21 protein-coding genes and 1 tRNA gene are annotated in these 23,529 nt (G+C 67.2%); 12 read left to right on the forward strand and 10 right to left on the reverse strand.

Going from position 1 to position 23,529, the window contains the following annotated elements; genetic code table 11:
* The first annotated feature begins 1,078 nt into the window (after window positions 1-1,078).
* Entirely contained in the window at window positions 1,079-1,786 is a 708-nt protein-coding gene (locus IQ782_RS23640; protein ID WP_194137137.1) for a response regulator, read from the forward strand.
* Window positions 1,787-1,856: 70 nt separating this feature from the next.
* Complete coding sequence (gene aqpZ, locus IQ782_RS23645; RefSeq protein ID WP_194137138.1) at window positions 1,857-2,588, forward strand: aquaporin Z; 732 nt, start codon at window positions 1,857-1,859, stop codon at window positions 2,586-2,588.
* An 82-nt stretch (window positions 2,589-2,670) separates the two neighbouring features.
* On the opposite strand, the gene metG is transcribed toward aqpZ, so the two are convergent.
* A complete protein-coding gene (gene metG / locus IQ782_RS23650) occupies window positions 2,671-4,380 on the reverse strand; it encodes a methionine--tRNA ligase (RefSeq protein ID WP_194137139.1) in 1,710 nt (569 codons plus the stop codon).
* Between the two features lie 135 nt (window positions 4,381-4,515).
* Window positions 4,516-5,739, reverse strand: a complete 1,224-nt coding sequence (locus IQ782_RS23655; protein WP_194137140.1) for an MFS transporter — start codon at window positions 5,737-5,739, stop codon at window positions 4,516-4,518.
* 229 nt (window positions 5,740-5,968) lie between these two features.
* Here IQ782_RS23655 and IQ782_RS23660 point away from each other — a divergent pair, with 229 nt between their 5' ends.
* Both IQ782_RS23660 and trmB read left to right on the forward strand, forming a co-directional pair.
* Window positions 5,969-7,009, forward strand: coding sequence for an aldo/keto reductase (locus tag IQ782_RS23660; protein ID WP_194137141.1), 1,041 nt, complete (start codon window positions 5,969-5,971; stop codon window positions 7,007-7,009).
* A 93-nt stretch (window positions 7,010-7,102) separates the two neighbouring features.
* The gene (gene trmB / locus IQ782_RS23665; protein ID WP_194137142.1) at window positions 7,103-7,816 is read left to right on the forward strand and encodes a tRNA (guanosine(46)-N7)-methyltransferase TrmB; all 714 of its coding nucleotides are present in this window, start codon (window positions 7,103-7,105) and stop codon (window positions 7,814-7,816) included.
* A 93-nt stretch (window positions 7,817-7,909) separates the two neighbouring features.
* Here trmB and IQ782_RS23670 read toward each other — a convergent pair whose 3' ends face one another.
* Window positions 7,910-8,614, reverse strand: coding sequence for a GntR family transcriptional regulator (locus IQ782_RS23670; RefSeq protein ID WP_194137143.1), 705 nt, complete (start codon window positions 8,612-8,614; stop codon window positions 7,910-7,912).
* Window positions 8,615-8,764: 150 nt separating this feature from the next.
* Here IQ782_RS23670 and IQ782_RS23675 point away from each other — a divergent pair, with 150 nt between their 5' ends.
* The 7 genes from IQ782_RS23675 to IQ782_RS23705 all read left to right on the forward strand — a co-directional run bounded on the left by IQ782_RS23675 (window position 8,765) and on the right by IQ782_RS23705 (window position 16,986).
* A complete protein-coding gene (locus tag IQ782_RS23675) occupies window positions 8,765-9,535 on the forward strand; it encodes a class II aldolase/adducin family protein (RefSeq protein ID WP_194137144.1) in 771 nt (256 codons plus the stop codon).
* A gap of 76 nt (window positions 9,536-9,611) precedes the next feature.
* Window positions 9,612-11,159, forward strand: coding sequence for an ABC transporter substrate-binding protein (locus IQ782_RS23680; protein ID WP_194137145.1), 1,548 nt, complete (start codon window positions 9,612-9,614; stop codon window positions 11,157-11,159).
* Between the two features lie 99 nt (window positions 11,160-11,258).
* The gene (locus IQ782_RS23685; protein WP_194137146.1) at window positions 11,259-12,236 is read left to right on the forward strand and encodes an ABC transporter permease; all 978 of its coding nucleotides are present in this window, start codon (window positions 11,259-11,261) and stop codon (window positions 12,234-12,236) included.
* A 14-nt stretch (window positions 12,237-12,250) separates the two neighbouring features.
* Complete coding sequence (locus IQ782_RS23690) at window positions 12,251-13,084, forward strand: ABC transporter permease (protein ID WP_194137147.1); 834 nt, start codon at window positions 12,251-12,253, stop codon at window positions 13,082-13,084.
* Window positions 13,081-14,691: an ABC transporter ATP-binding protein gene (locus tag IQ782_RS23695; protein ID WP_194137148.1), complete on the forward strand. Its 1,611-nt coding sequence runs from the start codon at window positions 13,081-13,083 to the stop codon at window positions 14,689-14,691. Before IQ782_RS23690 ends, IQ782_RS23695 begins: the two co-directional genes overlap by 4 nt.
* Window positions 14,688-15,581 (forward strand): 2-hydroxyacid dehydrogenase, encoded by an 894-nt coding sequence (locus IQ782_RS23700; RefSeq protein WP_194137149.1) that lies wholly within the window; start codon window positions 14,688-14,690, stop codon window positions 15,579-15,581. The genes IQ782_RS23695 and IQ782_RS23700 overlap by 4 nt, the downstream gene beginning before the upstream one ends.
* 16 nt (window positions 15,582-15,597) lie before the next feature.
* Complete coding sequence (locus IQ782_RS23705; RefSeq protein WP_194137150.1) at window positions 15,598-16,986, forward strand: amidase family protein; 1,389 nt, start codon at window positions 15,598-15,600, stop codon at window positions 16,984-16,986.
* A 127-nt stretch (window positions 16,987-17,113) separates the two neighbouring features.
* On the opposite strand, the gene IQ782_RS23710 is transcribed toward IQ782_RS23705, so the two are convergent.
* Together IQ782_RS23710 and IQ782_RS23715 are read right to left on the reverse strand one after the other, a co-directional pair.
* A tRNA-Met gene (locus IQ782_RS23710) sits at window positions 17,114-17,190 on the reverse strand.
* A gap of 92 nt (window positions 17,191-17,282) precedes the next feature.
* Window positions 17,283-18,590: a P-loop NTPase family protein gene (locus IQ782_RS23715; protein WP_194137151.1), complete on the reverse strand. Its 1,308-nt coding sequence runs from the start codon at window positions 18,588-18,590 to the stop codon at window positions 17,283-17,285.
* Between the two features lie 159 nt (window positions 18,591-18,749).
* Between IQ782_RS23715 and IQ782_RS23720 the strand changes: the two genes are divergently transcribed.
* Entirely contained in the window at window positions 18,750-19,535 is a 786-nt protein-coding gene (locus tag IQ782_RS23720) for a pyrroline-5-carboxylate reductase family protein (protein WP_194137152.1), read from the forward strand.
* Window positions 19,536-19,544: 9 nt separating this feature from the next.
* On the opposite strand, the gene IQ782_RS23725 is transcribed toward IQ782_RS23720, so the two are convergent.
* The 5 genes from IQ782_RS23725 to IQ782_RS23745 all read right to left on the reverse strand — a co-directional run bounded on the left by IQ782_RS23725 (window position 19,545) and on the right by IQ782_RS23745 (window position 23,528).
* On the reverse strand, window positions 19,545-20,051 hold the full coding sequence (locus IQ782_RS23725; protein ID WP_194137153.1) for a prepilin peptidase: 507 nt from the start codon (window positions 20,049-20,051) through the stop codon (window positions 19,545-19,547).
* A 10-nt stretch (window positions 20,052-20,061) separates the two neighbouring features.
* The gene (locus tag IQ782_RS23730) at window positions 20,062-20,922 is read right to left on the reverse strand and encodes a tetratricopeptide repeat protein (protein ID WP_194137154.1); all 861 of its coding nucleotides are present in this window, start codon (window positions 20,920-20,922) and stop codon (window positions 20,062-20,064) included.
* A 66-nt stretch (window positions 20,923-20,988) separates the two neighbouring features.
* Window positions 20,989-21,576, reverse strand: a complete 588-nt coding sequence (locus IQ782_RS23735; RefSeq protein WP_194137155.1) for a tetratricopeptide repeat protein — start codon at window positions 21,574-21,576, stop codon at window positions 20,989-20,991.
* 4 nt (window positions 21,577-21,580) lie between these two features.
* Entirely contained in the window at window positions 21,581-22,552 is a 972-nt protein-coding gene (locus tag IQ782_RS23740) for a type II secretion system F family protein (RefSeq protein ID WP_194137156.1), read from the reverse strand.
* Window positions 22,553-22,562: 10 nt separating this feature from the next.
* Window positions 22,563-23,528, reverse strand: a complete 966-nt coding sequence (locus IQ782_RS23745; RefSeq protein WP_194137157.1) for a type II secretion system F family protein — start codon at window positions 23,526-23,528, stop codon at window positions 22,563-22,565.
* Window position 23,529: the final 1 nt, after the last annotated feature.

Consider the following 23,529-nt stretch of genomic DNA (forward strand, 5'->3'; position numbering starts at 1 on the left):
GCGGGATGGAGCAGCCCGGTAGCTCGTCAGGCTCATAACCTGAAGGTCGCAGGTTCAAATCCTGCTCCCGCAACCAATACATACAAGCCGCGGCCAAATGGCCGGCGGCTTTTTTGTCGTCTGCAAGGCTTAACAACGACGAGAGACCCAGCGCCAAATCCGGCACCACAGGCGAGGCTCCCGAGGGCGCCCCGGGGGAGGGGACCCGGCAACCGCCTGGGCGACCAGACAGCAGGCGCCGCGCCGACGAAGTGCCATGGGAAGACCCTTGACCTGCTGATGGCAACGCTCCGCGAGGGCAGGGTGCAGAAGAACGGGCTGCTCCTCTCCTTCCACAGCGAGCCCCTCCTCAACCTCAGTCTTGCTTGCTGCTGTACCGCGCCCCAATGTTAGATCGCCGGAAGCTGCATTTTTCCGGATGTTTCAGGATGATTGGCTGGTGGCACCATCGGGATGATGCACGGCGATCGGGCTCCCGGTAGGTGAAGCGGGGATCGGCCGTCGGCCCTATCGCGGTACATGGCCCGGTCTGGTGATCGCGAAGCGGCTGGTGCAGCTGCTGGTGGGAGGAGACCCGGCCCAGAGCAAGCCGTGAGATGGCAAGGCTTCCAGCTTCTCGCTTCCCGGCACGATGGCCAACCTTGCGGTCAGGGTGAGCCGGGATGCGCGGCTCACCCGCATCAAGGGGCGCGCGGATCGTCGATGACACCCGCTCCACCCGGCTCCTCCTGAGCGAGACGCTCCGCGCGTGAGAGCTGTATTCCGTCGTCTCCGCGACGCGAGCCGTGGCCCTTGATCATCTTGGCTCGGAAGAGGCCTTCGATCTGCGCAAGGTCGGCTCCAGGATGCCCCAGATGACCGGCTTCGAGTTCACCCGCGCCGCGCTTGGCATCGGGGTGCCGTCGATGATCCGGTTCAGCTTGGTTTCCTTCGTGATGAGGTATGTTTCGGGACGCAGCGGCGAAGATCGGCCGCGCTGCGATCCTCGCCAGGCCGGCCAAGTCGGGGCCGTTGCTGCACGCGCTCGTCAGGGCGCCGGATCCCGGCGCGGCGGACCCGCCTGGGCCATGACCCGGCCTTGGTTTGCAGCGGGCGGGAGGCCATCGACCGCGCCCTTGGGGCGACATTCGCCCTCGTTCTGACGGATATCGAAATGCCCGACATGGACGGCCTCGTCGCAACGCATCCCATCGGCGATGCGCGGGCGGGGCGGCCCGTGCCTTTCACCGTCGTGCTGACCGCGAATGCCATGAGTGCCGGATGCGAAAGTTGCCTGAGAGTGGGAATGGGTGACCACCTCAACAAGCCGATCGACGTCGAGATGCTTGCCAAGAGCATCGTCGCGGACAGGCGCCGGACGGGGCTGCCCGCGGCCCTGCGGGCGAAGGGGGAGCGACGAGGTGGCGGGGACGGCTGCCATCGGCCAGAAGGCCCATCGCCGGCTGTGCACCGAGATCGGCAGGGTCCCCCGGTCCTTGCAGCGCTGATTGCCGACTTCGATCAGGAGGCACCCGCGTTGCTGGGCTGGATGCGGGCCGCGGTCTCGGCGCACGGTCAGAAGGTGAATGGAAGGGACTGCGGCGCCTCGCGGCTCCGTGCCAAGGGTTCGAAGCCGACTGCCGTGCGGGCGAGGTTGACCCCGCCCTGGACAAGGTCACCCAAATCGCACAGGCGCTGGGGAGGCCCGGATCGGCCTGCGGCGCTTCACGCCCGACGGGGCGTGCCCGGCGCGGAAGCGGCAAAGACCGGCCACGTCTGCCCGGTGCCGGGCGCAAAACTCCTTTGAGGCGAGGCGTTCCGGTGCCAGTATCCGCATCACGGTATTTTTCCAAATCTATTCAATCAAGGAGTTTGCGATGGGGACCTCCCGAAAATACGCGGCCGAATTCATTGGCACCTTCTGGCTGACCTTCGGCGGCTGTGGCTCGGCTGTTCTGGCGGCGGCCTTTCCAGAGGTGGGGATCGGCCTTCTCGGCGTCTCGCTGGCCTTCGGGCTGACGGTGCTGACCATGGCCTACGCGATCGGCCATGTCTCGGGCTGCCATCTCAACCCTGCGGTGACCGTGGGGCTCGCCGCGGGCGGGCGCTTCCCGGCGGCCGACATCCTGCCCTATGTGGTGGCGCAGGTCCTGGGGGCGATCCTCGGCGCGGCGGTGCTCTCGGTGATCGCTGGCGGCGTGCCGGACTTCGATCTGGTCGCCTCGGGCTTCGCCGCCAATGGCTACGCCGAGCACAGCCCCGGAGGCTATTCGCTGCTTTCTAGCTTCGTCGCCGAACTGGTGCTGACGATGATGTTCCTCTTCATCATCATGGGCACCACGCACGGGCAGGCGCCGGTGGGCTTTGCGCCGCTGGTCATCGGGCTCGCGCTGACGCTCATCCATCTGATCAGCATCCCGGTCACCAACACTTCGGTCAACCCGGCACGCAGCACCGGACCCGCGCTCTTCGTCGGGGGCTGGGCGCTGGGGCAGCTCTGGCTGTTCTGGCTGGCACCGCTGCTCGGTGGTGCGCTTGGCGGGATACTCTACAGCTGGCTCAGTCCGACCCCCACCGGCATCGTCACGGGCGGCGTTCCGAGCAAGTAGGCCCCAGCAAGCGAAGGGGCGCGGCCCTCATGGCCCGCGCCCCCCCTTTCATCTTTCTTCGATTGCTCCCGCCGGAGGCGCCTCAGCGCGTGCCGGCGAAGCGCTGCTGCCAGTCGGCGCGCTCGTCATCTGTGATCTTGCGGAAGGTCACCTCGGGCACTTCGAACGCGTGGCCCGCGGGCAGGGTCGAGAGCGCCGCACCCAGATCGCCGGGCCAGGCGTCATCCCCGGTCTTCAACGCCGCCAGCAGCTGCGCCGAGGCGTCGGGGATGAAGGGCGAGGAAATGACCGCGTAAAGGCGGATCATGTTCAGCGCGAGGCGGACCTGCATCGCCGCGGTCTCGGGGTCGGTCTTGAAGGTCGACCAGGGCGCGGCCTCCTGCAGATACTCGTTGCCGAGCACCCAGGCGGCGCGCAGCGCGCCGGCGGCCTTGCGCACCTCATGCGCCTCCATCTGCGCCTCATACTCGCGGATCTTCTCGGCGAGGTCGGCGATGAGCTTGGTCTCGAGCGGACCCATGGCACCGCCCTCGGGCACCACTTCGCCGAACTTCGAGCGGCAGAACTTGGTCACGCGCGATGCGAAGTTGCCCAGCACGTCGGCGAGGTCCTTGTTCACCGAGGCCTGGAAATTCTCCCAGGTGAATTCGGCGTCCGAGCTTTCCGGCGCGTGGCTGAGCAGCCACCAGCGCCAGTAGTCCGCCGGCAGGATCTCCAGCGCCTGGTCCATGAAGACGCCGCGCCCGCGCGAGGTCGAGAACTGGCCACCGTCATAGTTGAGGTAGTTGAACGACTTGATGTAGTCGACCAGCTTCCAGGGCTCGCCCGAGCCAAGGATCGTGGCCGGGAAGGTGAGGGTGTGGAAGGGCACGTTGTCCTTGCCCATGAACTGGGTATAGGTCACGTCCTCGGCGCCCTTGTCGGTGCGCCACCAGCGCTCCCAGTCATCGCCCTTGCCGGCATCGACCCATTCCTGCGCGCAGGCGATGTATTCGATCGGCGCGTCGAACCAGACGTAGAAGACCTTGCCTTCCATGCCGGGCCAGTCCGCGTCGCCCTTCTTGACCGGAATGCCCCAGTCGAGGTCGCGGGTGATGCCGCGGTCCTGCAGCCCGTCACCGTCATGCAGCCATTTCTTGGCGATCGAGGTGGTCAGCACCGGCCAGTCGCTCTTGCTGTCGATCCAGGCCTCGATCTGGTCCTTGATCTGGCTCTGGCAGAGGTAGAGGTGCTTGGTCTCGCGCATCTCGAGGTCGGTCGCGCCCGAGATCACCGAGCGCGGGTTGATCAGCTCCACCGGGTCGAGCTGCTTGGTGCAATTGTCGCACTGGTCGCCGCGCGCATCCTCGAAGCCGCAGTTGGGGCAGGTGCCCTCGATGTAGCGGTCCGGCAGGTAGCGCCCGTCGGTGGGCGAGTACATCTGCGTCTCGGACACTTCGCGGATCAGGCCGCGCTCGGCCAGCACCCCGGCGAAATGCTGCGTCAGCTTGTGGTTCTGCGGGCTCGAGGAGCGGCCGAAGTGATCGAAGCTGAGGCGGAAGCCCTCGGCGATCTTCGACTGAACCTCGTGCATCTCGGCGCAATACTCGGCCACCGGCTTGCCGGCCTTGGCGGCGGCGAGCTCGGCGGGGGTGCCGTGCTCGTCGGTGGCGCAGAGGAACAGCACCTCGTTGCCGCGCGCGCGCTGGTAGCGGGCGTAGAGGTCGGCCGGAAGCTGGCTGCCGACGAGGTTGCCGAGGTGCTTGATCCCGTTGATGTAGGGGATCGCCGAGGTGATCAGATGACGTGCCATGTTCGTCCCGCGAATGACTTTGGAGTTGTGGCGCTCTTAGCGGATGTTGTCCGCGCTTGCCAGTGCGGCGGCGAGGGGGCTGTCTGCCCCCTCGAACTCCCCCGAGGATATTTTTGCCTAGAAGACCCGCGGGCGTCAGTCCCGCCCTTCGCGCTGGCGCGAGAGCAGCCGACCGATGGTGAAGCTCGTGCGCGGGGCGTAGACATAGGGGGTGCGGCGCGCGGCGGGGCGGGCGCGCATGCGGACCAGGCCGAAGATGACCAGCACCACGTGCCCGGCGCCGATCAGTGCGAAGAGCGAGGCCGGGCCGAAGGCGGCCATGAGCAGCGCCGCGCCATAGGGCGCGGCGATGGCGCCGACGGCATACCAGAACATCAGCGTCGCCGAGAGCTCGATCCGTTCCGAATTGTCGGCGAAGTCATGGGCATGGGCCGCCGAGACCGAGTAGATCGGGTAGGTCACGACACCGAAGAGCGCGGCCATGAGCATCACCCCGGCAGGGGACAAATCGGTGAGCGTGGCGGTGGCGACCGAGACGAGGATCGATCCGATCGAGAGCCAGATCAGCACGGTGCGGCGGTCGAAGCGGTCGGCGAGCCAGCCGACGGGATATTGCGCCGCCGCGCCGCCCGCGATGTAGGCGGCGAGGAAGAGGCCGATCTGGTCGGGCTGAAGCCCGACGCCTGCGCCGTAGATCGGACCGACCATGCGGAAGCTCGCCCCGGAAAGCGCCGAGACGATGACGCCGGCGACCGCCAGCGGCGAGCGCGCCCCGGCCAGCCCCGGGCGCAGGCGCGGCGCGGCGGGGGTGGCGGGCTGGGCGCGGCGGGTGAGGGTGATCGGCAGCATGGCCGCGCAGCACAGCAGCGCCAGCAGGTTGTAACTGACGTAATGCGCGGGCTCGAGCACGCCGATCAGCATCTGTGCCACCAGCGCCGCGCCCATGTCGGCCATGCGGTAGGCGGCCATGGCGCGGCCGCGGGTCTCGTTGGTGACCTCGGCCTGCAGCCAGGCCTCGATCACCGTGTAGGCGCCGGCGACCGACAGGCCGGTGGCCATGCGGAAGATCGCCCAGGCCTCGGGGGTGGTCAGCAGCGGGTGGGCGATGAGGCCGATCACCCCCGCGGCGGTGAAGGCGGCATAGGCGCGGCTGTGGCCGACCGAGCCCATCAGCCGCGGTGCCCACCAGCAGCCGACGAAGAAGCCGATGAAATGCGCCGAGCCGAGAAAGCCGATCTCGGCGGTGGTGAAGTTGAGCGCGAAACCCGAGAGCGCGTCCAACGGGCCGACGCCGCCGGAGGAAAGCTGCTGCAGGATGACGGAGAGGAAGAGGGCGGCGAAGGAAAGAGGCAGGCGCATGGGCCGGTTAGGGACATGCGTTCCGGGGGCTGTCGCGGCGGATTGCGACAGGAGGGCGTCGTTTTTGGTGCAGCTGCGGATTCTGTGATCTCAAATCCGCCCGCGCGCTGCGCCGCGCCTGCCTGCGCCATGGGCAATCGGCGCTGCCGTGGCGGTTCCCGGAGCTTGGGGTCTTGGCTTCCCGGCTCAGGTGACTAGTGTCGCGCCGAGCGCTAACAGGAGACCTCCAATGAAGAAAAACCCGCTGGGCCGCACAGGCATGTCGGTGACCGAGCTCTGCCTTGGGACCATGACCTATGGCAACCAGACGCCCCCCGAGGATGCCTTTGCGCAGATCGAGCGCGCGCTCGATGCCGGCATCAACTTCATGGACACCGCCGAGATGTACCCGGTGAACCCGGTGCGGGCCGAGACCGTGGGCCGTACCGAAGAGATCCTCGGTGACTGGTTCGAGAAGTCCGGCCGCCGCGGCGAATGGATCCTCGCCAGCAAGCACACCGGCCCGTCGAAGCTGGTGCGCGACGAGGCGCCGATCAGTTCCGAGACCATCCCGGTCGCCGTGGAGTCCTCGCTGAAGCGGCTGAAGACCGATTACATCGATCTCTACCAGTTCCACTGGCCGAACCGGGGCAGCTACGCCTTCCGCCAGAACTGGACCTTCGCGCCCTGGAAACAGGACCGAGAGGCGACCCGCCAGCACATGGCCGACGCGCTCGGCGCGCTGCAGCGCGAGGTCGAGCGCGGCACCATCCGCGCTTTCGGCCTGTCCAACGACAGCGCCTGGGGCACCGCCGAATGGCTGCGCATGGCGGCTGAGGTCGGCGGTCCGCGCGTCGCCTCGGTGCAGAACGAGTATTCGCTGCTCTACCGCATGGCGGACACCGACCTCGGCGAGCTGATGGTCAACGAGGATGTCGGCCTGCTGCCCTATTCGCCGCTTGGCGCGGGGCTGCTGACCGGCAAGTACCAGGACGGCGCGCTGCCCGAGGGCTCGCGCATGGCGATCAACGGCGACCTTGGCGGGCGCAAGTCCGAGCGGGTCTTCCCGGCGGTGGCGGCTTATATCGAGTTGGCGCGGGAGTTCGACCTCGATCCGGTCCACATGGCGCTGGCCTGGTCGGCGCGGCGGCCCTTCGTCGCCTCGTCGATCTTCGGTGCGACCACCCTTGGCCAGCTCGAACATCTGCTCGGCGCGGCAGAGGTCACGCTGCCGGACGAACTGCTCGAACGCATCGACGCGACCCACAAGCAGCACCCGTTGCCCTATTGAGTGGGGGGAGCCGCGCCGATTGTCGCGGCTCCGGCACCAAAATGGGCGCGGAAGTGATTGCTCCGCGCCCGCATCGCCGCTAAATCGCGGCGCATGACCAGCTCGAACAAGCATCCCGGCGCCCCCTGGCGCAATTTCTACGGCCGCGTGAAGGGCAAGACCCTGCGCCCGAGCCAGGAGACCTACCTCGAAGAGGACCTGGCGAAGCTTTCGCCGGGCGCGGTCGACTGGGACGTGAACCCCGAGCGCGAGAAGCTCGACATGCAGGCCATGTTCGGCGGCAAGCCGGTCTGGCTCGAGATCGGCTTCGGCGGCGGCGAGCACCTGGTGCACCAGGCCGCGACCCATCCCGGCATGGGGATCATCGGCTGCGAACCCTTCATCAACGGCGTGGCGATGCTGCTCGGCAAGATCCGGCAGGCTGGGGTCGAGAACCTGAAGGTCTACCCCGGCGATGCGCGCAATCTCTTCGACGTGCTGCCGGAAGGCAGCATCGACAAGGCTTTCCTGAACTACCCCGATCCCTGGCCCAAGACGCGCCATCACCGCCGCCGTTTCGTGACGCAGGAACATCTCGAGCCGCTCGCGCGGGCGCTCAAGCCGGGGGCGGAGTTCCGCGTCGCCACCGACATTCCCGACTACGTGCGCCAAACCCTCGAGGAAGTGCCGAAGGCCGGTTTTGAATGGCTGGCCGAGGGGCCGGGCGACTGGCGCGCACCCTGGGGCGACTGGATCTCGACCCGCTACGAGCAGAAGGCGCTGCGCGAGGGCCGTACGCCGCATTACCTGACATTCCGCAAGCTCTGAGACGAAGCGGCGCAGTCCGCGCCGGGCGCTTTGCACATCGATCAGACCGCGCAGGGCCGCCGCCCCGCGCGGTCTTTGCTTGCGCCCGTGGGGTCAGGTCGGCCTGCGCGCGGCCTCGAGGTCGCGGAACTGGCGGGTGACCAGTTCCTGCGCCTCGCCGATGTGGTAGCGCAGCGCCGCCTCGGCGGCCTCGGCATCGCCGCGGCGGATGGCGTCGAGGATCGGCTCGTGGGTTTCGGCGATCTTATGCGCGTCGTCGTAGAGCCGCCCGATCACCATGATCGAGAACTCGGTTTCGGCGGCGATCTGTTCAAAGACGTGCAGGAACTTGGGATTGCCGCTGCCGGCGCAGAGCAGGCGGTGGAACTGCATGTCCGCCTCGACCTGCGTGAGCATGTCGGCCCGCTGGTCCGCCACTCGGTGCAGTTCGGCGATTTGCGCGGCGAGCTTGTCCACGGTCTCGTCCAGCCCGAGGCGGATCACCCGCCGGGCGGCGGCGATCTCGATCACCATCCGCAACTCGTAGAGATCGTTCAACGCCTCCGCCGAGGTCTCGCGCACGAAGAAGCCGCGGTTGGCGTAGTAGGTCACCAGCCCCGAGTTCTCGAGCAGCCGCGCCGCCTCGCGCACCGGGGCGCGGCTGACACCCAATTCGCGCGCAACCACCGATTCCGAGAGCCGCGCGCCGGGGGCGAGCTGGCCGGTGACAATGGCCTTGGTGAGCAGCGTCGCGACGCGCTGCACCAGACCCTCGCGGTCGAGGGGTTGGAAACCGGTCTGCTGTGGAGGTCTCGCCATGCCGTCATGCGCCTGAATTTCCCCCAGAATAAATGTCGTTTTGACGATTGTCGACAATTCCCTTGACCGGGGCAGGGGGGCTGCCCTTACGATGGGTGAAGAATGTGCACGGAGCTCGCCCCGGCGGCGAGCCAACCCGAGGAGAGCCGAATGCCCGATGGCGCGCCCGCTTCCACAGTCCTGACCCTCCGTCGCGACCTTGCCGCCGCCTATCGGCTGATCGCCCTCGAAGGGATGGATGACGGCATCTACACCCATATCTCGGCGCGGCTGCCGGACGGACCCGGAGGCGAAAAGCGCTTCCTGCTGAACCCCTTCGGCCTGCGTTTCGACGAGGTGACCGCCGCCAACCTGGTGACCGTGGACGAGACCGGCGCGGTGATCGACGACCCCTACGGCGCCGGGGTCAATGCCGCGGGCTTCACCATCCATTCCGCCGTGCACATGGCGCGGCACGACGCGGTCTGCGTGCTGCACACCCACACGGTGGCGGGCGTTGCCGTCTCGTCGGTGACGGAGGGGCTTCTCAGCCTCAACCAATGGTCGGCGCAGTTCCACGACCGCATCGCCTACCACGCCTACGAGGGCATCGCGCTCGATCTTGCCGAGCGCGAGCGCATCGTTGCCGACCTCGGCGACAGGCAGGTCATGCTGTTGCGCAACCACGGCACGCTGCTGCTCGGACGCTCGGTCTCCGAGGCGGTGAAACTGGCGCTGAACCTCGAACGCTCCTGCAAGGCGCAGGTGGCGGCGCTCGGCATGGGGCTGACCGCCGACGTGCTGCCGGACGATGTCGCCGAGCACACCGCGCAGCAATACCAGCGCGCCTACGATTCCGTCGAGCTTCGCGGCAAGCCCGACCCCGAATGGGCCGCGCAGTTGCGCCGGCTCGAAGCTCACGCCCCCGGCTACAAGGGCTGAGCCACTGCCTGCCCCGGTCAGTTTCCGGGGCCTGACTTTCGAAGAAAAGCAGTCAAACAGAACCGACAGGGACCCCATGAACACACTCAGAGCGACCACTTTCCTGATCGCCGCCACCCTTGCCGCGCCGCTTGCCGCGCAGCAGTCCGGCGGCCGCCTCGACATCGTCGTGCAACCCGAGCCGCCGGGGCTGATGATGGGCCTCGTGCAGAATGGCCCGACGCAGCTGGTGGCGGGCGACATCTACGAGAGCCTGCTGCGCTACAATTCCGACCTCGAGCCGCAGCCGAGCCTGGCCGAGAGCTGGGAGATATCGGACGACGGGCTGACCTACACCTTCCACCTGCATGACGGCGTCAAATGGCACGACGGCGAGCCTTTCACCGCCGATGACGTGGTCTTCTCGGCCGATGTCTTCCTGCGCGAGACCCACGCCCGCCTGCGCGCCTCGCTGGCCTATGTGGAGAGCATCACCGCGCCCGACGACACCACCGTGGTGTTTCAGTTGAAGGAGCCTTTCGGCCCGTTCATCAACGCCTTCGAGACCGGCACCATGCCGATCGTGCCCAAGCACATCTACGAGGGCACCGACTATGCGACGAACGAGATGAACGCGACGCCGATCGGCACCGGCCCGTTCAAGTTCGATGAATGGGTGAAGGGCAGCTACATCCACCTGGTGAAGAACGAGGACTACTACCTCGACGGCAAGCCCTACCTCGACGAGGTCTATTACCGGGTGATCCCCGATGCCGCCGCCCGTGCCGTGGCCTTCGAGACCGGCGAGGTGGACGTGCTCCCCGGCGGGTCTGTCGAGAACTGGGACGTGCCGCGGCTGACCGAGATGGAGGGCGTTTGCTCGACCGGCGCGGGCTGGGAGTTCTTCGCGCCGCTGTCGTGGATGTGGATGAACAACCGCGAGGGGCCGACCTCGGACGTGCGCTTCCGCCAGGCGGTGATGTACGCGATGGACCGCGATTTCGTGAAGGACGTGGTGTGGAACGGATTCGGCAAGGTCGCGACCGGCCCCGTCGCCTCTTCGACCAACTACTACAGCGACGCGGTTACCCAGTACGACCACAACCCCGACAAGGCCAAGGAACTTCTGGCCGAGATGGGCTACGGCGGAGAGGCCGTGCGCATCCTGCCGTTGCCCTACGGCGAGACCTGGCAGCGCTGGGCCGAGGCGGTGCGGCAGAACCTGTCCGAGGTCGGCATCAATGCCGAGATCGACAGCACCGACGTCGCGGGCTGGAACGAGAAGACCTCGCAGTGGGACTATGATCTGGCCTTCACCTACCTCTACCAGTACGGCGACCCGGCGCTGGGCGTGTCGCGCAATTACGTGGCGAGCCAGATCAGCAAGGGCAGCCCCTGGAACAACGTCGAGGGCTACGAGAACCCCGAGCTCGACGCCAAGTGGACCGCCGCCGCCGGCATGGTGTCCGCCGAGGACCGCGCCGCCGCCTACGCCGAGATCCAGAAGGAGATCGTCGACGACGTGCCGGTTGCCTGGCTTCAGGAGCTGGAGTTCCCGACCATCTACCGTTGCAACGTCAAGGATCTGGTGACCACCGCCATCGGGATCAATGACGGTCCACGCGACGCCTGGGTCGAAGAGTAACCTGGAGCCACGGGGCGGGCCGGGTCCGGTCCGCCCCTCAGCCGTCCTCTGGCGGGGGACAGGAACCAACGGGACGACCGGCGTGTCGAACGGGGGCCAATGAGCATAGTCACAGTCATCCTGTCGCGGGCCTTCAAGGCTTTCGTGACGCTTCTGGCCATCGCGGTCCTGAACTTCTGCCTGCTGCACGCGGCGCCGGGCGATCCGGCGGTGGTGCTGGCGGGCGAGGCGGGGGCCGCAGACGAGCAGATGATCGAGCAGCTGCGCGAGCGCTTCGGCCTCGATCAGCCGTTCCACGTGCAGCTTGGCAAATATGTCGGCAGCGTGCTGACGCTGGATCTGGGCTATTCCTTCCGGCAGGGCGCGCCGGTGGCGCAGTTGATCGCCGAGCGGCTGCCCGCGACGCTGCTGCTGACGCTGACCGCCTTCGTGATCTCGCTGGTGCTGGGCATCGCCTTCGGCGTGGCCGCCTCGGCGCGGGTGGGCAAAGCCTCCGACAGCCTGCTGACCACGCTGGCGCTGCTGTTTTACGCGACGCCGCTCTACTGGGCGGCGCTGATGGCGGTGCTGATCTTCTCGGTCTGGCTGGGCTGGCTGCCCGGCTTCGGCTACGAGACGGTGGGGGCGGGCTACACCGGACTGGCGCGGGCCTTCGACATCGCCAAGCACCTCGTGCTGCCGGCGCTGACGCTCGGCCTCTTCTTCATGGCGGTCTACATGCGGATGACCCGCGCCTCGATGCTCGAGGTCAGCCAGCTCGATTTCGTCAAGACCGCCAAGGCCAAGGGCCTCTCGGGCCCGGCCATCCGCCGCCGCCACATCCTGCGCAACGCGATCCTGCCGGTGGTGACATTGGCGGGCCTGCAGGCGGGGCAACTGGTCGGCGGCGCGGTGCTGACCGAGACCGTCTTCGCCTGGCCCGGCATCGGGCGGCTGATGTTCGAAAGCCTCGCGGCGCGCGACTACAACACCATTCTCGGCGTCTTCCTCGTCTCGGCGGCGATGGTGATCCTGTTCAACATCGTGACCGACATCGTCTATCGGCTGGTCGATCCACGCATCGGCGCCAAGGCATGAGGAGGATCTGAACCATGTGGAAACGCTTCTCTTCCAACATCGGGGCGATGCTCGGCGTGGTGCTGCTGCTGGCGGTGATCGCGGTCGCCATCTTTGCGCCCATTATCTTCTCGCACACGCCGTGGCAGATGGTTCAACGGCCGTTCCTGACGCCCTTCACCATGGATGGGCTGCCGCTCGGCACCGATACGCTGGGCCGCGACGTGGCCTCTCAGCTCGCCTACGGCGCGCGGGTGTCGCTGCTTGTGGGTCTCGTGTCGACGCTGGTGGCACTGCTGATCGGCGTGCCGCTGGGCGCGCTCGCGGGCTTTTACGGCAACTGGGTGGACGAGGGCGCGATGCGCTTCACCGAGTTCTTCCAGACCATCCCCAACTTCGCGCTGGCCATCGTGCTGGTGGCGATCTTCGAGCCCACATTGGCCTCGATCACCATCGCCATCGCCATCGTCTCCTGGCCGCCGGTGGCGCGTCTGGTGCGGGCCGAGGTCATGTCGGTGCGCAAGCGCGAGTTCGTCGACGCGGCGCGTCTCGCGGGCCTGTCGCGCCCGCGCATCCTGCTGACGCAGGTGCTGCCCAACACCGTCTCGCCGATCATCGTCATGGCCTCGCTCATGGTCGCCACGGCGATCCTGCTGGAAAGCTCGCTGTCCTTCCTCGGCCTTGGCGATCCCAACGCGATGAGCTGGGGCTACATGATCGGCGCGGCGCGCACGGTGATCCGCAGCGCGTGGTGGCTCAGCTTCTTTCCCGGCATCGCCATCGTCCTCACGGTGCTGGCGCTGAACCTTATCGGCGAGGGGCTGAACGATGCCCTCAATCCTCACCTCAGCCGGAAGGGCAAGGCATGAGCACTCTGTCCATCGAGCACCTCAGCATCGGGCTGCCGCAGGGCGCCGACCGGGCCTTCGCGGTGGAGGACGTCTCTTTTGCCATCGAGAAGGGCGAGATCCTCTGCGTCGTCGGCGAGAGCGGTTCGGGCAAGTCGATGACCGCCAATGCGCTGATGGGGCTGCTGCCACCGGGCGTGACGGTGAAATCCGGCCGCGCCCTGTTCGAGTCGCGCGACATCCTGCGCTTGCCCGAGGCCGAGAAGCAGGCGCTGCGCGGCGCGCGCATCGCGATGATTTTTCAGGAGCCGATGACCGCGCTCAATCCGCTGATGCGCATCGGCGAGCAGATCGCCGAGGTCTTTGCCGCACATGACCGATTCAGCCAGCAGGAGCGCCGCGACAAGGCGCTGAACCTCGTGCGCGAGGTGGGCCTGCCGGACCCCGAGAAGATCATCCGCGCCTATCCCTTCCAGCTCTCGGGCGGGCAGCGGCAGCGGGCGATGATCGCCATGGCGTTGGCGCTGGAGCCCAAGCTGCTGATCGCCGATGAGCCGACCACCGCGCTCGACGTGACGACGCAGGCGCAGATTCTCAAGCTGATCCTCGACCTGCGCGACAGGCGCGGCATGGCGGTGATGTTCATCACCCACGACTTCGGCGTGGTGGCCGAGATCGCCGATCAGGTGATCGTCATGCGCGAGGGCAGGGTGGTCGAACGCGGCATCGCGGCCAAGGTGCTCACCGACCCGCAGCACGACTACACGCGCCGCCTTCTGGACGCGATCCCTACCGGAAAGCTGCCACCCGCCCGCGCCCCGCGCGAGGTGCCGGCGCTGGAGATCAAGGGGCTGCGCAAGGTCTACCGCACCGGCGGCGGCTTCTTCCGTCCGGTGCGCGAGGTGCGCGCGGTGGACGACGTCTCGCTCACCGTCGGGCGCGGCGAGGTGCTGGGGCTGGTGGGCGAGTCCGGCTCGGGCAAGTCGACGCTGGGCCGCACCGCGGTGCGGCTGGTGACGCCCGACGGCGGGCAGGTGCTGGTCGGCGGCAGCGATCTTGCGGCCCTGTCCGAGGAGGAACTGAGAAAGCAGCGCCACAAGGTGCAGATGGTGTTCCAGGACCCCTACGCCTCGCTCAATCCGCGCCAGCGGATCATGGGCGCGCTGACCGACGGGCCGATCACCAAGGGCGTGCCGAAGGCTCAGGCGCAGGCCCGCGCGAAGGAACTGCTGGAGATCGTCGGGCTTGGCGCAGATGCCGCCAGCCGCTTCCCGCATGAATTCTCGGGTGGCCAGCGCCAGCGCATCGGCATCGCCCGCGCGCTCGCCATGGACCCCGAGCTGATCATCGCCGACGAGGCGGTCTCGGCGCTCGACGTGTCGATCCAGGCGCAGGTGCTGGACCTTCTGCGCGATCTGCGCGAGCGTTTCGAGTTGTCGATCCTCTTCATCACCCACGACCTGCGGGTGGCGGCGCAGCTCTGCGACAGGATCGCGGTGATGAAAAAGGGCAAGCTGGTGGAGATCGGAACCGTGCACGATATTTTCCTCAATCCCCAACAGGAGTACACGCGGCAACTGCTGGCCGCCGTGCCGGGCGCCGGCTGGGCCAAGGCGGGCGCCGCATGAAGGGCGTCATCACGACCACCGGCGGGGTCGATCTCTGGCCGCATTTCAGCGGGGTCTTCGCCGAGGATGCGCCGGAGCTGACCGTCATGCGGCGCGAGGATGTCTCCGATCCGGCGCAGGTGGATTTCGTCTTCACCTTCATCCCGCCCGCGGACCTCTTCGAGGGGATGACCGGCCTAAAGGCGATCTTCTCCGCGGGGGCGGGCACCGATGCGATCATGGCCTGCCCGTCGCGCCCCGAGCATGTGCCGGTCTTTCGGGTCGAGGATGCCGACCAGGCGCTGCAGATGGCGGGTTTTGCCGCCTTCCACGTGCTCTGGCATCACCGCGACATGGGCCGCTACGTGGCGCAGCAGGCCGGCGGGGCGTGGGCGCGCAGGCTCATCGGGCTGTCGCCGGCCTACCGTCGCGTCGGGGTTCTGGGGTTCGGCCACATGGGCCGCGCCATCGCCAAGGGGTTGATGGGGCTTGGATATCCGGTGGCGGGCTATTCGCGCCGCGCGCCTGAACCGGCGGAGCCGGGCGTGGAGCATTTCCACGGTGACGGCCTCGACGCGTTTCTCGCCAGCACCGACATTTTGGTGAACGTGCTGCCACTCACCGATGCCACGCGCGGGCTGATCGACTCAGGGTTCCTGTCGAAGCTGCCGCAGGGCGCTGCGCTGGTGCAGATGGGACGCGGCGGGCAGGTGGTCGAGGACGACCTGATTGCCCAGCTCGACAGCGGGCACCTCTCGGGTGCGTCGATGGACGTCTTCGAGGTCGAGCCCTTGCCGCAGGACCACCCGCTCTGGTCCCATCCCAGGGTGCTCGTCACCCCGCATGTCGCCAGCATTCCCGAACGCCGTTTCGTCGTGCAGGCGGTGCGTGAACGCCTGTCTTCCCTCTGATTCCGGACTTTCAATCATGACAGACCCCAACGACCTCACCGCCCGCGAGCTTGCCGCCCGCGTCCGCAGCGGCACGCTCAAGGCGCGCGAGGTGACCCGCGCCACGCTCGACCGGGTGGCGCGGCTCAACCCGGCGATCAATGCCATCGTGCAGGACACCGGCGAAGAGGCGATGCGCGATGCCGAGGCACTGGACGCCCGCATTGCGGCCGGCGAGGAAGGCGGCGCGCTGGCGGGCGTGCCGGTGACGGTCAAGGTGATCGCCGACCAGAAGGGCTATGCGACCACCAATGGCACGACGCTGGCCAAGGATCTGATCGCCACCGAGGACAGCCCGTTCCTGCGCAACATGCGCGCGCAGGGGGCCATCGTGGTCGGGCGCACCAACTGCCCGGCCTTCTCCTACCGCTGGTTCAGCTCCAACAAGCTGCATGGCACCACCAGCAACCCGCACAACCCGGGACTGACTCCCGGCGGGTCCTCGGGCGGGGCCGGGGCGGCCACGGCGGCGGGGCTGGGTCATATCGCCCATGGCACCGACATCGCCGGCTCGATCCGCTACCCGGCCTATGCCTGCGGCGTGCAGGGGCTGCGGCCGACACCCGGGCGGGTGCCCGCGTTCAACCAGTCCGGCCCGGACCGCGCCATCGGTCCGCAGCTGATGGCCGTGGCGGGGCCGCTGGCGCGCCGGGTGGACGACCTGCGGCTGGGGCTCGAGGGCATGTCGGGCTATGCGCCCGACGATCCATGGAGCGCGCCCGTGCCGCTCACCGGCCCCGCGGTCGCGCCGCGCGTCGCGCTGGTGAAGCGCCCCGGCGGCATCGATACCGACCCGCGCATCCTCGAAGACCTCGAGCGCGCGGCAGAAGTCCTGCGTAACGCGGGCTGGCAGGTCGAGGAACCGACACAGGTGCCCGACATCCGCGAGGCGGTAGAGCTTCAGATCGACCTGTGGCTCTCGGACGCGCATTCCGACAAGCTGGCGGCAGCGAAGCTTGAGGGCGATCCGGGTGCCATCGCGCTGCTTTCCTTCTACGAGGAGCGTGCGCGGGGCATCGACCTCGCGACGTTCAGCGCGCTTTTCAGCCGTCGGGCGCGGTTGATCCGGGCCTGGCGCGCCTTCCTCGTCGACTACCCGCTGGTGCTGATGCCGGTCTCGGCCGAGCTGCCCTTCGCGCAGGACGAAGACCTCCGGGGTCCCGAGGCGCTGGCGCGGCTGTGGGAGGCGCAGGTGCCGCAGATCGGCATCCCGCTGCTTGGGCTTCCGGCGCTCTCGGTCTGCTCGGGAGTGGAGGCGGGGGTGCCCTGCGGCGTCCAGCTCGTCGCGCCGCCGTGGCGCGAGGACCTCTGTCTCGACGCGGGCGAGGTGCTGGAGCGCAGCTTCGGTCTGCATCCACCGGGGTGACGCGCAAAAGCACAGCGCGCGCCGGACCGGCGCGCGACTTTTCGGCAATTCTGCAAGGGGATGACCACAACGCGCGGCAAGGAGCGCGTCCCCTTCGGGGAAGGTCTGTTCAACATCGAAGGGGGGATGGTAGCGGAGGAGGGACTTGAACCCCCGACACGCGGATTATGATTCCGCTGCTCTAACCAACTGAGCTACTCCGCCAAGAAGTGAGCGCTGAATATGGTTATGGGCCGGGAGGGTCAAGCGGAAAAATCACCTGCCGTGGCGGAAATTTCAGCCCCCCTTCCACGCGCTCATTTCACGATGGTCTCGTCCCTCACGAAGAGGTTCGCCCAGGCCCGGTCGATCAGTTCCGGAGTCATCCGATGTTCCCAGCCTTCGAAGTCGCAGATGGCCTTCATCTGGTCGATCAGGAAGACCGGCTGATAGTTGGCGTAGACATTGCCGATGGTCGGATACTTGCTCTTCAGCAGGTAAACGAGCGCGGCCTCGTCGAGCACCATCTGCTTCTTGCGCGCGACCATGGCGAAGATCTTCAGGTAGTCCTGCTGGTTCGGCCCGTCGATCTTGATCTTGAAGAAGATCCGGCGCAGCGCCGCCTTGTCGAAGATCTCGTTCGGATGGAAGTTGGTCGAGAAGATCACCAGCGTGTCGAAGGGCACCTCGAACTTCTCGCCCGATTGCAGGGCGAGGATGTCCTTGCTCTCCTCGAGCGGCACGATCCAGCGGTTGACCAGCTTCTGCGGCGGCTCGGCCTGGCGGCCAAGGTCGTCGACGATGAACAGCCCGCCGGTGGATTTCAGTTGCAGCGGGGCCTGGTAGGTGCGCGCCGTGGGGTTGTACACGAGATCGAGCATGTCGAGCGACAGCTCGCCGCCGGTGATCACCGTCGGGCGGTCGCAGAGCACGTAGCGGGTGTCGAAACGGTTGGTTCGGCGCAGGCGGGTGGGGTCCTCGAGTTCGGCCTCGGCGGCGGAATGCACGATCGGGTCGTAGACGGTGATCACCTGGCCCGAATACTCGATGGCGCGGGGCACATAGATCCGGTCGCCCAAGGCCTCGCGGATGCCGTTGGAGATCGAGGATTTGCCGTTGCCCGGCGGTCCGTACATCAGGATCGACCGGCCCGCGCTGACCGCCGGGCCGAGGTGCGACAGCAGTTCGTTCGGCAGTACAAGATGGCCCATCGCGCCGGTCAACGCCTCGCGGGTGACCTGGATGTTGCGGATCGACTGGCGCTGCACCTGCTCGCGGTAGGCCGAGAGCGGCACCGGCATCGGCCCGAAATACTCTGACTGCGACAGCGCGTCGAGCGCGCGGGCCTTGCCACTGTCGGTGAGCTGGTAGTGCATCTCGCTTGCCAGCGCGTCGCCGCGCGTGCCCATCGCCTCGACCAGCCCCTGCGCGCGCGCCAGGTCGACCAATTCCTGGGTGATCACGATGGGCAGGCAGACGGCGCGCGCCAGTTCCGTGACGACGTTGGTGTTCTTGCGGAACAGCGTTTTCAGCACGATGTCGCGCATCATGGTGCGCGGCAGCGCCATGTCCTCGAGCCGTTTCGGTGCCGGTGGCGCGACGACGCCGGAAGCCTGCATGTTCATTGGTGCCTTGCCCTGTTCCCGTCTTGCGGCCCGCGTTGGTGCGGCCGAGGAAACTTCAGCATTGTGGCAAGAGCTTGTCTGGGCGCGGGAATTGCCGGGGCGACTTGCGCGAAAGCCGTCGGTACGAAAAGCTGGCCGGGCAGGGCGAAGGAGGCAGAGATGACGCAAGGACTGGCGGTCGGGGTGATCGGAGGCACGGGGATGCTTGGGCGCAGCCTGGTTGCCGGGCTGCTGGACAGCGGCCTGCTTCGGTCAGGCGCGCTTTGGGTGGCCAACCGTTCCGGCACCCGAGGCGCTCTGCCGGAGGAGGTTCGGGTGACGGCGGATGCGCAGGAGTTGGTCGCAGGTTGCGACGTGGTCATCCTCTCGATCCCGCCGGCGCAGTTTGGCGCCCTGGACCTGGACGCCTCGGGCCGTCTGGTGATCTCGGTGATGGCTGGCGTGTCGCTTGCACGGCTCGCGGAGCGCAGCGGGGCCTCGCGGGTGGTGCGTGCCATGTCGAGCCCGGCGGCGGCACGAGGGCTGGCCTTCTCGCCCTGGTGCGGTGCGATCGGGGATGCGGACAGGGCGCGGGTGACGGCGCTGCTTGCGGCCTGGGGGAAGACGGCCGAAGTGGCGGACGAGTCGCAGATCGAGCTTTTCACCGCGATGACCGGCCCGGTGCCGGGCTTCGTCGCGCAGTTCGCGGCCTGTATGGCCGAGTTCGCCACCCGCCGCGGCATCTCACCGAGTGTTGCCGACATGGCGGTACGCCAGCTTTTCCTATCGGCCGGCGAGATGATGGCGCAGGGGGCGGCCTCGCCACAGGACCACGTGCAGGAGATGGTCGACTATGCCGGAACCACTGCCGAGGGGCTGTTGGCGATGCAGGCCGCGGGCGTGCAGAGGGTCGTCGACATCGGGCTCGACGCGGCGGTTGCGCGCACGCGGAAGATTGCCGGTTAGGGAAGGGGCTCAGACCGGGGCGGTGCCGTAGAGCGCTCCGAGCAGCAGATAGAGCACCAGCGTTCCGGCCAGTGCCAGCCCCATTGGAAATCGGCTGCCGGTTTCCCAGCTTTTCCAGTCAGGGGCGAGCTTGCGCAGCGGCGTCGCGCGCATGATCCTGTGGCTGGCGAAGGCGCCAAGCAGGGTTGCGGCGAACAGTGCCATGACGAAACGCAGATCGCCCAGGTGGATGAAGGGCGCGGCCGCGGCGGCGAATTTCGCGTCACCGGCACCGACCGCGCCGCCGGCGTTGAGTGCGATCCCCGCGACCAGCACCGCCAGCATCTGCACCAGGCGCCAGCCGTATTCTCCGAGCGGCAGCACGAAGGGGCCGAGCACAACGAAGATCGCCGCGAGGGCGATCACCGACTTGTTGAGGATCCGCATGTATTTCATGTCGGTGAAACAGACCCAGAGGCACACCACCAGGACCGGTGGCAGGAACCAGAGGGCGGCGGTTGCGGAGATCACCAGCATGTTCTCCGCCTCAGTTGGTCACCGTGCCTTCCAGCGCGTCGAGAGCGCGGGCGGCGGCTTCGAAATGCTGCGGATGGGTTTCCACCGCGTCGCGCAGCAGCCCCTTCCCGATCTCCACGTCGCCGCGCTTGACCGCAGCGAGCCCGAGCGTCTGGAGCAGCTCGGCGCGCTCGATCTGGGTCATCTGCATGACCGGCAGCGCGTAGTTGCCCTGCGCGCCGCGCGCCAGAACAAGGTTGTTCTTGGCGGTGAAGAGCTTGGGGTCCTGCCGGATGGCGTCGGCAAACAGCTTTTCCGCGTCGGCGTAGTCGCCGCGCGACAGCTTGGAGTAGCCCCAGTTGTTGAGCACCGAGGCAGGCTTCGTGGTCAGCCCCGAGGCAATCTCGTAGAAGCTGTCGGCCTTCTGCCACTGCTGGTGGCTGTCGGCGATCATCGCCTCGAGGCGATAGCGCTGGAAGGTCTCGTGGGTGGGTGGGATGGCATCGAGCACCTGCTCGGCCTGGTCCCACTTGTTGTTGCGGATCAGCGCGTCGGCCAGGGCGACGCGGTCCTCGTTTGTCGCGCCCTGATGGGCGATGACCTGCGACCAGGCGGTGGTGGCCTCGGGGTAGCGCTTGGCGCGCACCAGAGACTTCGCAAGACCGCGCTGGAAGTCGATCCGGTTCGGATCCTGTTCGGCGCTGCGCGAGAAGTAGGCCACGGCCTCGTCCGGGTCTCCGGCGGTGAGCATCACCTCGGTCAACCCGGCACCGTCGATGGCGTTGACGCTGGAAAACTCGCGATCCACCGCGTCCTTGTCGATGTCTTTGCCGCAGGCGGACAGTGCAAGACACCCCGTCGCAAGGGCGATCAAAACATTCCGGTGGCGCATTTCCTGCGTCCTTTTGCTGCTCGTGCCTCTTGCGCTGGCCCTGCCGCCGCCCCGGAGGGGGAGACCTCAGCCATCGCGCCGGATCAGGAAATCTCCGCTGCCCCGGCGAACCAGCCTATAGTCTTGATTTTGCGCCGGATCATAACCGGTATCGTCGCGCTTTGCGAGCGCCAAGCGCAGATTGTCGCGAATTGCGTCACTTTCGCCGTTGTCCAGGGCGTAGGCGCGCCGAAATATCTCGGCGGCCTCGGAGGTTTGGCCACTTTCGATCAGCACGACACCAAGATTGTTCCAGGCCTCGGGCCAGGTCGGTTCGACCTCGACAGCGCGGCGCAGCAGCGTCTCGGCCTGACCGAGGCGCCCCAGCGCGAGGTTGGCGGACCCGAGCGAACTGAGCACCTCGGCGGTCAGCCCGTTGCTGCCGGCGGCACGGGTGTAGGCCTCGAGCGCAAGCTCGGCCTCGCCGGCCTGCATCAGCCGGTGCCCGACGAGAAGCTGGTCCACCTCTGCGCCGCGCGGATCGAGCGTCGGCGCGTAGGGCGTGCCGCGCTGCTGCTCCAGCGTCGCCGGGCCGCCGAAACCACCAAGGCCGCCCGTTGAGCAGGCGGCCAGGCAGACGAGGACGGCGGCGGCACAGGCCGGGCGTGGGGACATGATGTCAGTTCGTTAAGGTTGCCAGTTTCCCGATACCCACGAGCGACGGACCGACCAGGATGATCATCAGCGGGGGCACCGTCAGCATCATAGTGGTGAGCGTCATCTTTGTCGGCAGCTTGTTGGCCTTTTCCTCGGCCCGCATGACTCTTTTGTCACGCATCTCGGCGGCATAGACGCGCAGCGCGTCGGCGATCGAGGTGCCGAAGCTTGCCGCCTGGTTCAGCACCACGACGAAGGACGACACATCGTGCACCCCGCAGCGCTCTCCCATGTCGGAAAGCACCGCGGTCTTTTCCTTACCCGCTTTCAGCTCGTAGCAGACCATCTCGAACTCGTCGGCCAATGCGGCGTAAGAGGCCCGCAGCTCGCGGGCGACGCGGTTGATCGATTGGTCGAGCGACTGGCCGGCCTCGACGCAGACCAGCATCATGTCGAGCGCATCGGGAAAGCCTTCCTCGATCTGCTGGCGGCGCTCCTCGACCCGGCGGGTCACCCAGTACTTCGGGGCGAAATAGCCGAAGGCCCCCGGCGTGATCATCCACAGCATCTTGGTGTGCAGCGGCGCGTCCGGCGTGTCGAGCACGAGAAGGTAGTAGACCGAGCCAGCGGCGAGCAGGCCCAGCCCGAGTGTCATCTGCGCAAGATAGTAAAGCCGTACCGCATCGCGCGAGCGATACCCGGCCTGCAGCAGCTTCTTGCGCACCGCGCTGAGCTCTTCCTCGGTCGTCGGCTCGAGGTACTGCGCGTATTTGTTCAGCTTCTCGTTGCGGCGGGTGTCTCGGAGCACCGCGCGGGTGTCCTTCGCCATCGTCTCCCGAGAGGTCTCGCGCAGTTTCTCCATCGGATCGGGGCGCGAGCGCAGCATGAGCGGAATGCTGGCAAGAAGCAGGACGAAGGCGAGCCCTGCGACCGCCATGAGCGGGCCGGCCGGGCCAAGGCGTGCGATCAGCAATGCATTGAGCGTATCGAGCATGACGGGCACCTCAGACTTTGATGTTCACCAGGATCCGCATCACGATGAGATTGAGGATCAGGAAGATGGCGACAGCGAAACAGGCGGGGATGAAGAGGGCGTGGTTGAGCACCTCGTCGTAATAGTGCGGATCGAGCACCTGGATCGCGACCAGCACGAAGACCGGGAATCCCGACAGGAACTTGCCGGACCATTGCGCCTCGGCGGTGATCGCCTTGACCCGGCGGAACAGGCGGAACCGGGCGCGGATCACCTTGGCAAGCCCTTCGAGGATTTCGGCGAGGTTGCCGCCCGATTGCTGCTGGATGCTGACCGCAACCGCAAGGAACCGCATGTCCTGCATGTCGAGCCGTTCGGCCATGTGCTTGAGCGCCTCGCCGATGTCGCGGCCGTAAGTGGCCTCGTCCGAGATCACCCCGAATTCCGTTGCCAGCGGGTCTTTGATCTCTTTCGAGACGATGCTGATTGCCGAGCTGAACGGATAGCCGACGCGCAGGCTGCGCACCATCAGTTCGACCGCGTCGGGCAGCTGTTCCTCGATCAGCGCGAGGCGCTTCTTGGCCTTGCCGTTGACCCACATGTAGACGCCGCCGACCCCGATGAGGATGCCCATCACCAGACGTACCGGCAGCGTGGCAGCGGTGCCGAAGGTGAGCGCGACGAAAGCCAGCAGGCTGACGCCCACCATGATCAGGATGAGCTGCTGCGGGGTGAAGGCGAGCGCCGCCTTCTGCGCGCGGTCCGCGAGCAGCGAGTAGAGCGGAATCCCCCGATTCTTGCTGTGCTGGTCCATCTCCTTGCGGAGCGTGGCAAGAACATCCTCGCGCGAGGTGGTCTTGTTCAGCATGTCGAGACGGCGGTTCACCTTGCTGTTCAGCCGGATCGATTTTCCGAAGGCGACAAGATAGATGCCCTCGACCAGCACCAGCACGCCGATGAAGATCAGACCGTAGATGATAGGTTCAGCGCTGAGCATG

It is taken from the genome of Salipiger mangrovisoli (assembly GCF_015223355.1).
Lineage (GTDB): Bacteria > Pseudomonadota > Alphaproteobacteria > Rhodobacterales > Rhodobacteraceae > Salipiger > Salipiger mangrovisoli.